8 protein-coding genes are annotated in these 9,829 nt (G+C 49.7%); 2 read left to right on the top strand and 6 right to left on the bottom strand.

What is annotated here, in order from left to right:
* Positions 1-23: 23 nt before the first annotated feature.
* The 4 genes from urtD to urtA are packed head-to-tail and all read right to left on the bottom strand — an operon-like array spanning position 24 to position 4,785.
* Positions 24-821 carry an urea ABC transporter ATP-binding protein UrtD gene (urtD, locus tag FDX03_RS13135; protein WP_040231114.1) on the bottom strand — a complete coding sequence of 266 codons (798 nt, stop codon included), beginning with the start codon at positions 819-821 and terminating at the stop codon, positions 24-26.
* Positions 821-1,894 (bottom strand): urea ABC transporter permease subunit UrtC, encoded by a 1,074-nt coding sequence (gene urtC, locus FDX03_RS13140; protein WP_137346021.1) that lies wholly within the window; start codon positions 1,892-1,894, stop codon positions 821-823. Before urtC ends, urtD begins: the two co-directional genes overlap by 1 nt.
* Positions 1,894-3,468, bottom strand: a complete 1,575-nt coding sequence (gene urtB / locus FDX03_RS13145) for an urea ABC transporter permease subunit UrtB (RefSeq protein ID WP_137346039.1) — start codon at positions 3,466-3,468, stop codon at positions 1,894-1,896. The genes urtC and urtB overlap by 1 nt, the downstream gene beginning before the upstream one ends.
* 45 nt (positions 3,469-3,513) lie before the next feature.
* A complete protein-coding gene (urtA, locus tag FDX03_RS13150) occupies positions 3,514-4,785 on the bottom strand; it encodes an urea ABC transporter substrate-binding protein (protein WP_048211701.1) in 1,272 nt (423 codons plus the stop codon).
* A gap of 486 nt (positions 4,786-5,271) precedes the next feature.
* Here urtA and mgtS point away from each other — a divergent pair, with 486 nt between their 5' ends.
* On the top strand, positions 5,272-5,367 hold the full coding sequence (mgtS, locus tag FDX03_RS13155) for a protein MgtS (protein WP_137346022.1): 96 nt from the start codon (positions 5,272-5,274) through the stop codon (positions 5,365-5,367).
* 283 nt (positions 5,368-5,650) lie between these two features.
* Here the strand turns inward: mgtS and FDX03_RS13160 are convergent, their stop codons facing one another.
* Together FDX03_RS13160 and dcp are read right to left on the bottom strand one after the other, a co-directional pair.
* Positions 5,651-6,577, bottom strand: a complete 927-nt coding sequence (locus tag FDX03_RS13160) for a diguanylate cyclase (RefSeq protein WP_061067879.1) — start codon at positions 6,575-6,577, stop codon at positions 5,651-5,653.
* Positions 6,578-7,214: 637 nt separating this feature from the next.
* The gene (gene dcp / locus FDX03_RS13165) at positions 7,215-9,260 is read right to left on the bottom strand and encodes a peptidyl-dipeptidase Dcp (protein ID WP_126320172.1); all 2,046 of its coding nucleotides are present in this window, start codon (positions 9,258-9,260) and stop codon (positions 7,215-7,217) included.
* Between the two features lie 137 nt (positions 9,261-9,397).
* Between dcp and FDX03_RS23350 the strand changes: the two genes are divergently transcribed.
* Positions 9,398-9,829: SDR family NAD(P)-dependent oxidoreductase (locus FDX03_RS23350; RefSeq protein WP_249357054.1), on the top strand; the 432-nt coding region annotated here is incomplete at its 3' end.

A 9,829-nucleotide genomic window follows, 5' to 3' on the forward strand; every position in this document is an offset into this window, starting at 1 on the left:
TTTACCTGTAGCATCAGCACTCCTTAGCGTCCGAGATACACTTCAATCACCTGCTCATTGGCCTGAACATCGCGCAGGCTCCCCTCGGCCAGTACCCGCCCCTGGTGCAATACCGTGACGTGATCAGCAATGCTCTCAACAAACCCCATATCGTGCTCAACCACCATCAGAGAATGTTTTCCGGCAAGCTGGCGAAACAGTTCAGCGGTGTATTCCGTCTCAGCATCCGTCATCCCGGCAGCTGGCTCATCCAGTAGCAACAAATGCGGCTCCTGCACCAGCAACATACCAATCTCCAGAAATTGTTTCTGTCCATGGGAAAGGCGTCCGGCACGACGGGCGCGTTCGTTACTCAGTCGCAACAGCGTCAACATGTCATCGATGCGATCCCGCTGTTCTCCCGATAAACACGCCCGTAATGACCCCCAAACGGATTTATCATTTTTCATCGCCAACTCGAGGTTCTCTTCCACCGTCAACGCTTCAAAAACGGTCGGTTTCTGAAATTTGCGACCAATGCCCTGGCGAGCAATGGCGATGGCGTCGAGTGATGTTAAATCAATGGATTGATCGTAAATCGCCCGCCCACTTTGCGGCTTCGTTTTACCGGTGATGACATCCATCAACGTGGTTTTTCCCGCGCCATTGGGTCCAATAACGCAGCGTAACTCGCCAACCCCAATATTGAGCGTCAAATCCGTTAGCGCCTGGAAACCATCAAAGTTAACGTTTATTTTTTCCAGTTGGAGCACCGGATCTGTTTGATTGCGAAAACGATCGCCCGGCATCTGGCGGGTAAAAAGCCCTTCATCTGGCTGCATTATTTGTCTCCCTTGCGAAACAGACCAATTACGCCTCGAGGCAAAAACAGCGTAACGCCAATAAAAATCAGGCCGAGAAACAGTTGCCAGTATTCAGGCATGATGACGGTAAACCAACTTTTAGCGCCGTTCACGAGCACCGCGCCAAACACCGGGCCAATCAACGTACCGCGCCCACCCAGTGCGACCCAAATCGCGGCTTCAATTGAGTTGGTGGGTGACATTTCACTGGGGTTAATGATCCCCACCTGCGGAACATACAGCGCCCCCGCCAGCCCGCACAGGACGGCAGAGAGTGTCCATACCAGTAGTTTGAAACCCTTTGGGTCATACCCGCAGAACATCAACCGATTTTCAGCGTCGCGAACGGCTGTCAAGATACGGCCAAATTTACTGCGAGCCAGCGCCCATCCGAGCCACAGCGCCAGAATCAGCAGCACAACGGTCGCCAGGAACAACGCGATACGTGTCGTGGTCGCCGTCACCGAAAATCCCAGAATGGTGGTAAAACCGGTAAATCCGTTATTGCCGCCAAACCCGGTTTCGTTACGGAAGAACAACAGCATGCCGGCAAAGGTCAGCGCCTGCGTCATGATGGAGAAATAGACCCCTTTGATTTTTGAACGGAAGGCAAACCAGCCAAACACCAACGCCAGCAAGCCAGGCACCATAACAACCAACATCATCGCCCAAAGAAAATGCTGCGTTCCCCACCAGAACCACGGAAGTTCAGTCCACGACAGGAACGACATAAAAGCTGGCACCCCTTCACCAGATGCCTGGCGCATCAGGTACATCCCCATCGCATAACCGCCCAGCGCAAAGAAAATACCGTGGCCCAGCGACAGCATTCCGGCATATCCCCACACCAGATCCAGGGCAACTGCCACAATGGCATAACAGAGAATTTTCCCAACCAGTGTCAGTGTCCAGACAGATATCGCCAGCGGATGATCCGTAGGCAGCAGCGCGAGAAATGGCAGAATAATCAGTGCCAGCAGTAAAGCCAGCCCCAGCACACAGGTAATATGCGGCGCTTTGCGCGCCAGCGTTAATGTCATTGGCATCGTCATCAGTCAATGACCCTCCCTTTTAGCGCAAACAGCCCCTGCGGACGTTTTTGAATAAACAGAATAATCAGCACCAGAATCATAATTTTGCCGAGGACGGCCCCAACCTGCGGTTCGAGAATCTTGTTGAAAATCCCCAAACCAAACGCCGCCGCGACGCTCCCGGCAAGCTGTCCAACGCCACCCAGCACCACCACCAAAAATGAATCAATGATGTAGCTTTGCCCCAGTTCTGGTCCAACGTTGCCCAACTGCGATAGCGCCACGCCCCCAAGTCCGGCAATGCCGGAGCCGAGACCAAATGCCAACATATCCACGCGCCCCGTGGGAACGCCGCAGCAATCTGCCATGTTGCGGTTTTGTGTCACTGCACGCACGCGCATACCCAGACGGGTTTTATTCAGCAACAACCAGGTGAAGGACAGCACCAGAATGGCAAATCCCAGCACCACAATCCGGTTCCACGGCAAAATCAGATTGGCATAGACCTGAATACCGCCCGACAGCCATGCCGGGTTAGCTACCTCAAGGTTTTGCGCACCAAAGGTCATGCGCACCAACTGGATCAGCATCAGGCTAATCCCCCAGGTTGCCAGTAGCGTTTCAAGTGGGCGTCCGTACAAATGGCGGATCACTGTGCGTTCCAGCAGCATTCCCATAGCGGCGGTCAGCAGGAAGGCAACCGGCAGCGCAATCAGCGGATAAAAGGCTAACCACTGCGGGAAAAACTGGCTCATCAGCTGTTGCACTATCCAGGTACAATAAGCACCAAGCATCAGCATTTCACCGTGCGCCATATTAATGACGCCGAGTAGTCCGTAGGTGATGGCCAGCCCCAGCGCCGCCAGCAATAAAATAGACCCGAGCGATAATCCCATAAACGCCTGGCCAAGCAACTCTCCAACCTTCATTCGATGTTCAATGGTATTCAGGCTTTCGCTGGCGGCAGCGCGTACACGCGCATCGGGTTCATGTTCCAGTTGGGTGAAAGGCTGTAATCGCGCTTGTGTTTCAGGATCATTGGATGCGCCCAGCAATTCGATGGCCCGGTGCCTGACATCGGGCGAACTACTGTTCAGTTGCAGGTTTGCCAGAGCAGCCGCCAGGGTGGATTTCACGCCAGCATCCGTCTCCTGCAGCAGCCTTTGCTGCAAAAATGGCAGCATCACTGGCAGTGCTTCACGTTGTAATGTTCGGGCAGCAGCCATTCTAAAAGTGACATTGTCACTTAATAACTGATGAACAGACAATGTGCCAGCCACCAGGTTACGCAGGCGGTTAGTCAGGCGGATTTTTTTTAATTCACCACTGGGTGTGCTGGCCGCCCCCAGAGATTGCACACGCGAACCGTTCATCGTGAATGCATTTTTAACGTCGTCGGTCAGCAGGTTTTCGCCACTCAGGGCATTAAGCAAAGGTAAACGCTGAACATCGGGGTTAATCGCCCATTGTTCCAGTAATGTCGCCTGCTGTGTCCGACTGGCCGCGGCGAAGGTATCGGCATCTGTTGCCTGCGCTATCCACGGCAAAAGCCACGTCAGCAACAACACGCCACGAATAAAGCGCATGGCTTTCATGATAGCGTTCTCCAAAATTGGGCCCTCCAACAGGAGGGCGTAAGATCAGTTGCTGGCGGTTTTGACGGGCTGCTCAGATTTTTTATCATTCCCGGCGATATACGGACTCCACGGTTGGGCACGGACCGGGGCATCCGTTTGCCATACCACGTTAAACTGACCGTTACTTTCAATTTCGCCAATCATGACGGGTTTATGCAGGTGATGGTTCGTTGCATCCATTGTCAGCGTAAAGCCAGAAGGTGCAGAGAATGATTGCCCCGCCATGGCCGCACGGACTTTATCGACATCCGTCGTTCCGGCTTTTTCAACCGCCTGCGCCCACATGTGCAGGCCAACATACGTGGCTTCCATCGGATCGTTCGTGACCACAGAATCAGCATTCGGCAGTTTGTGCGCTTTCGCATAGGCGCGGTAATCAGCGATAAATTGCTTATTGGTGGCATTATCAACGGATTCAAAATAGTTCCAGGCCGCAAGATTGCCTACCAGGGGTTTGGTATCAATACCGCGCAACTCCTCTTCTCCAACAGAGAACGCAACAACCGGAACATCGGTCGCTTTCAGACCCTGGTTTGCCAGCTCTTTATAGAACGGAACGTTAGAGTCGCCATTAATGGTTGATACCACCGCCGTTTTTCCCCCGGCGGAGAATTTTTTGATGCTGGCGACGATGGTCTGGTAATCGCTGTGGCCAAACGGGGTATAAACCTCTTCAATGTCTTTATCCGCAATGCCTTTTGAATGCAGCCAGGCACGGAGAATTTTGTTAGTTGTTCGCGGATAGACGTAATCGGTGCCCAGCAGGAAGAAACGTTTTGCACTGCCACCGTCTTCACTCATCAGATACTCAACCGCGGGAATGGCCTGCTGATTGGGCGCAGCGCCGGTATAGAAAACGTTAGGTGACATCTCTTCACCTTCATATTGCACGGGATAAAACAACAGGCCGTTTAACTCTTCAAATACCGGCAGTACAGATTTGCGCGAAACCGATGTCCAGCAACCGAAAACCACCGCCACTTTGTCCTGGCTTAGCAGCTGACGGGCTTTTTCGGCAAACAGCGGCCAGTTTGACGCCGGATCAACCACTACCGGCTCCAGTTTTTTCCCCAGTACACCGCCTTTGGCGTTGATCTCATCAATGGTCATCAACGCCACATCCTTCAGCGGTGTTTCAGAAATAGCCATTGTCCCGGACAACGAATGCATGATGCCAACTTTAATGGTGTCGGCAGCCTGAACGCTAAAACTCATCCCCATAGCCACAACAGAGGCCGAAAGAGCAAAGGCTTTTAATAATGTACGACGCTGCATAGTTTCACTCCTGAAAGTAGACTTGCTGAAAGCTCCGGTGCAGCCGGAAAGGCAAAACGGTGCAAATTAAGGGTGTTCAGAAGGAATAAGGCAAAAACAGTGCCAGATATGAAAAAGGCATATAATTCAATAAATTATAAATATCATCAATGAAATGCAGATAAAAAGAATGCGTCGCCATGACGGCAAGAGAGAAGAATTGAACCACCATGACACAGTGTTGCATTATAAACGTGCAACATCTTGTGTCCGGACAACCCGGTAGCTACGGCGGATTACAAGATAACATTATGATTATTTGCAGATGGGGGCGCCTGTTTCGTCACGATTATTTATTTTCTTCGACGAGAAAAAGCCAAAACCTTACATTTCAGACGAAATATTCACACAGTTCACTCTTTGTTTAAGTTCGAATTGCTACTATAGTCATTAACGAGGTGAAATTAAGGTAAGAGAGGAAACTCAATAGATAAAGGAGCATTTACTATGCTGGGTAATATGAATATTTTTATGGTTGTTCTGGGAATTATTTTATTTTCCGGTTTCCTGGCCGCGTATTTTAGCCACAGATGGGATGATTGATGAACGGAGATAATCCTGCACCGAACCGGCCCCTTGTCGCATAACTGCACAAGGGGCCATTTTTTTACCTGCTTCCCTTCCCTGAATCATTTCTCAGAATTACAGATAAAAAAAACCGCCGGAGAAACCAGCGGTAAATGCTTGCATGGATAGATTTGTGTTTTGCTTTATACGTTATCTGGCAATTCCCTGCGAAGATAACGAATAGTCGGCTAACATATCATCGACAACCACAATGGAAGCTAAACGAAACGTAACTACAGCCGGTCTACACTGATAAAATTCACGCTCTGACGCGCGGTGTCAGTTGATCATTAGTGCCAACTAGCGTGATTTTCTCTTTTTCATCCATAAACATGCAGCGATTCCTGCCGGTTTGTTTCCCTTCATACATGGCTCTGTCAGCACGTCCAAGACCGTTGTCCAGCGTTTCACCCTGTTGAACTCTGGTAATGCCAGCCGTTACCGTTATGCCGATTTCGCCTTCTGGATAAGGGATTTTTTTCTGGCCAATCAGATGACAAAGACGCAACCCTGCCTGGCATGCCTGCTCGTCCGTTTTGGTTCGGATGATGACAATAAACTCCTCACCACCATAGCGATAAGCAACCTCATCGTATCGAGTCCATGCTAATAAATTTGACGCCAGACTGCGCAACACCATGTCACCAACCAGATGTCCGTAGGTATCATTAACATGTTTAAAACGGTCGATATCCAGCAACAATATGTACAGGTTAAGCGGCTCAGCATCGAGTAACTGCTGGTCAAACGACTCATCAAGCATTCTTCTGCCAGGCAAACCTGTTAACACATCAATATTACTGCGGATAGTCAGTAAATATATTTTGTAGTCCATGACCGCAGACGTAAATCCCAGTAACGCATCCTGGAAACTGTCGAAATGCCATGAATGGCTACGCTCTTCCACGATTGCCAATAGCAATTCCTTGCCTAACAAATGCATTTTCTCATGTGTCGCGTGAATATTGCTGACATAACTGCATTCATCATCATCGTGCTGTGGATGGTCTTTGAGCCACTGCCCAAATTGACAAACAGCGTGAGAGTCATCGCCCGAAATATCAGGCTGAGTAACATCTGATGACACCACACAGCGGAACATTTTCACTAGCCACTTATAATGAGCATCAATTGATTTGTTAAGTTCGATTAAAATTACATCTATTTCCTGCGTTCTTCTGATCATCACGGTTTCCTTCCCTGTATGAACATTTAGACATGGGCATTTTAGCGCCAAAAAGGAAAACTTATGTAAATTTTTTAATAGTAATTAATATTAAGGAAAGAAAACAAAGATTACTTCGAATGATAATAAATTAACTTGAAATTAAAATAATCATGGTAATCAATGCGATAGATTTCATTCTATTTTCCTTGTTTTATATTTAATGGAACCGAACACCCATGAGTTAAATCGCAAAAATGACGATAATATTAACCGCATGAAATGTGATATTTGAAAACGATTTCCTCAATGAACGGCTTCGTGGTAAAGAATCTGCCCGCCCATACCTGAAATCAGCTTATCTACCTGTTGCGTACTTATTTCTTAGGTACACGCGCCAGGCCATGAACACGCCTGGCAGAAAGGCAACTCCAACAATAACTGACTTATAAAGCACCCTGTCAAAGAGGTATGTGTCATGAGTGATTTTGTCTGCCCATACACACCAAATAACCCAGGTAACAGCAAAGCAGAATGAAATCAGTTCTACCTTTGTTGGCAACCTCATCGTCATTCATCCATCTCACATTTTGGGGAAGAAAAAATCACGCTAAAAACCGGGCATCGCGCCCGGTTCAATTTTTTGGCAGACAATGCCTTAGGCGCTCAAACCACGATGTTTGAGCATTGGCTCCATTTTTGGATCTCGGCCGCTCCATTGGCAATAAAGCTCAGCTAAGTCAGTGCTGTTACCACGGGACAAAATCGCTTCGCGGAATTTCTGCCCGTTTTCACGGGTCAATCCGCCCTGCTCTACAAACCACTGATAGCCGTCATCGGCCAACATTTGCGTCCATAAATAGGCATAATACCCTGCGGCATAGCCACCACCGAAGATATGGGCAAAATAGCTGCTGCGATAACGCGGCGGTACAGCCTGCAGATCCAATCCTTCCGCAGCCAGGGCCTGCTGCTCAAATTCATCAACTGACAGCGATGACACACACTGCTCCAGGCTGTGCCAGCGCATATCCAGCAATGCAGCACTGAGAAGCTCCGTCATATCATAGCCTTTGTTAAACAAGCTGGCCCGTTGCATCTTCTCCAGCAATGGCTGGGGCATTTTTTCACCCGTTTCAACATGGCGAGCATAACGCGCGAAAACCTGCGGATCACTCGCCCAGTGTTCGTTTATCTGCGACGGGAATTCGACGAAATCACGCGGGGTATTCGTGCCCGACAGCGTCGCATACCGTTGGCTGGCAAACAGACCATGTAACGTGTGTCCGAACTCATGGAACAACGTGATGACATCATCCCACAGCAGCAAGGCGGGTTGGCCCTGAGCAGGTTTCTGATAATTGCAGACGTTGTAAATTACCGGCCTGGTTTCATTTTGCAGAGATTGCTCAACAAAATTTCCCATCCAGGCACCACCGCTTTTTGATTCACGGGCAAAGAAATCACCATAAAATAGCGCCAGTCCTACGCCATCATGATCGAAAATCTCCCAAACCCGTACATCCGGATGATAAACAGGGATGTCAAAGCGCTCGATGAATTTAATGCCAAATAGCTGGTTTGCTGTCCAGAAAACACCTTCATTCAGCACCGTATCCAGGGCAAAGTAAGGTTTAAGCAGAGCTTCATCAAGAGCATATTTTTCACGACGCACCTGCTCGGCATAAAATGCCCAGTCCCAGGCCTCAACCTCGAATTGTCCCTGTTGCTGATTAATCGCTTTCTGAATTTCAGCCTGCTCATTCAGCGCGCGTTGACGTGCTGCGGGCACGATCGCCCGCATAAAAGAAAGTGCCGCTTCTGGCGTTTTCGCCATCTGGTCGGCAATTTTCCAGGCAGCAAAATTCGCAAAACCCAGTAATGTTGCCTGCTCTCTGCGGATCTCCACCAGCCGTTTAATGATAGCGCGAGTATCGTTGGCATCATTTTTTTCCGCCCGCGTCCATGCCTGGGTAAACAGGTTTTCTCGTGTCTGTCGATCGCGTAACGCAGCAAGTGCCGGTTGTTGTGTGGTGTTCAATAGTGGGATAACCCAGCGAACCTCAAGTCCTTTGTCGCTGGCGGCTTGCGCCGCAACGGCAATTTCTTCTGCGCTGAGTCCGTCAAGCTGCCGGACATCATCCACGATCAGTGCACCCGCTTTGTTCGCCGCCAGCAGACGCTGATTGAACTGGCTGGTTAACGTCGCCGACTCCGTATTTAGCGCTTTCAGGCGTGCTTTATCGGCATCATTAAGACATGCACCAGCCAACACAAAGCGTTGGTGAACCACCTCCAACAGACGCAATGATTCACCTTCCAGCGCTAGCGAAGAGCGTTGCTGCCAGACGGCATCTATACGCGCAAAAAGTGCGTCATTGAGATAGACATCATTGGCCAGCGCGGCCAGTTCGGCGGAGAACTCCTCGTCAAGACGCTGCAGCTCATCGTTGGTATGCGCTGCCGTCATCGCAAAGAAAACGCTGGTGACGCGCGTCAACAACGCCCCACTTTGCTCAAGCGCCAGCAACGTATTTGTGAAATCAGGAGCCTGTTGGTTTTGCACAATCGCCGCTATTTCAGCGCGTTTTTGTTTCACACCTTCATCAAACGCGGGCCGATAATGGCAATCTTCAATCTGATCAAATTGCGGTGCCTGGTAAGGTAATGTGCTGTGGTGCAAAAAAGGATTTGTTAACGACATCTTTTCCTCCTGAAAACGATTTGTTTACTAGAGTAGGCCTCCCAGGATTTGACCGCAATCTCGTTAAGCAGGAATAGCTCTGAACAGAAATGACGTGCTATGGTAGTACTACATAAAAAGCGTTGAGGAACAGTGAGATGATCGTTTTAGTAACCGGAGCAACAGCAGGTTTTGGTGAGTGCATTACGCGTCGTTTTATTGAGAATGGGCATAAAGTTATTGCCACCGGACGCCGCCAGGAACGTCTGCAGGAACTGAAAGATGAACTGGGTAATAATCTGTATATCGCCCAGCTTGACGTACGCAATCGCGCATCCATTGAAGAGATGCTGGACGCCCTGCCTGCCGAATGGCGCAATATCGATATCCTGGTCAACAATGCCGGTCTGGCGCTGGGTCTTGAGCCAGCCCACAAAGCGAATGTCGATGACTGGGAAACCATGATCGATACCAACAACAAAGGCCTGATTTATATGACTCGTGCCGTTCTGCCTGGCATGGTCGAGCGTAACCGCGGACACATAATTAATATCGGCTCTACCGCCGGTAGCTGGCCGTACGCTGGCGGG

The sequence above is a fragment of the Citrobacter sp. wls827 genome (assembly GCF_005280875.1).
In the GTDB taxonomy this organism is placed as follows: Bacteria; Pseudomonadota; Gammaproteobacteria; order Enterobacterales; family Enterobacteriaceae; genus Citrobacter; species Citrobacter youngae.

What these genes read in the sequence shown, in the direction of transcription:
- urtD (WP_040231114.1), bottom strand. Translation starts at nt 821, where the DNA reads ATGCAGCCAGATGAAGGGCTTTTTACCCGCCAGATGCCGGGCGATCGT.
- urtC (WP_137346021.1), bottom strand. Translation starts at nt 1,894, where the DNA reads ATGACGATGCCAATGACATTAACGCTGGCGCGCAAAGCGCCGCATATT.
- urtB (WP_137346039.1), bottom strand. Translation starts at nt 3,468, where the DNA reads ATGAAAGCCATGCGCTTTATTCGTGGCGTGTTGTTGCTGACGTGGCTT.
- urtA (WP_048211701.1), bottom strand. Translation starts at nt 4,785, where the DNA reads ATGCAGCGTCGTACATTATTAAAAGCCTTTGCTCTTTCGGCCTCTGTT.
- mgtS (WP_137346022.1), top strand. Translation starts at nt 5,272, where the DNA reads ATGCTGGGTAATATGAATATTTTTATGGTTGTTCTGGGAATTATTTTA.
- FDX03_RS13160 (WP_061067879.1), bottom strand. Translation starts at nt 6,577, where the DNA reads ATGATCAGAAGAACGCAGGAAATAGATGTAATTTTAATCGAACTTAAC.
- dcp (WP_126320172.1), bottom strand. Translation starts at nt 9,260, where the DNA reads ATGTCGTTAACAAATCCTTTTTTGCACCACAGCACATTACCTTACCAG.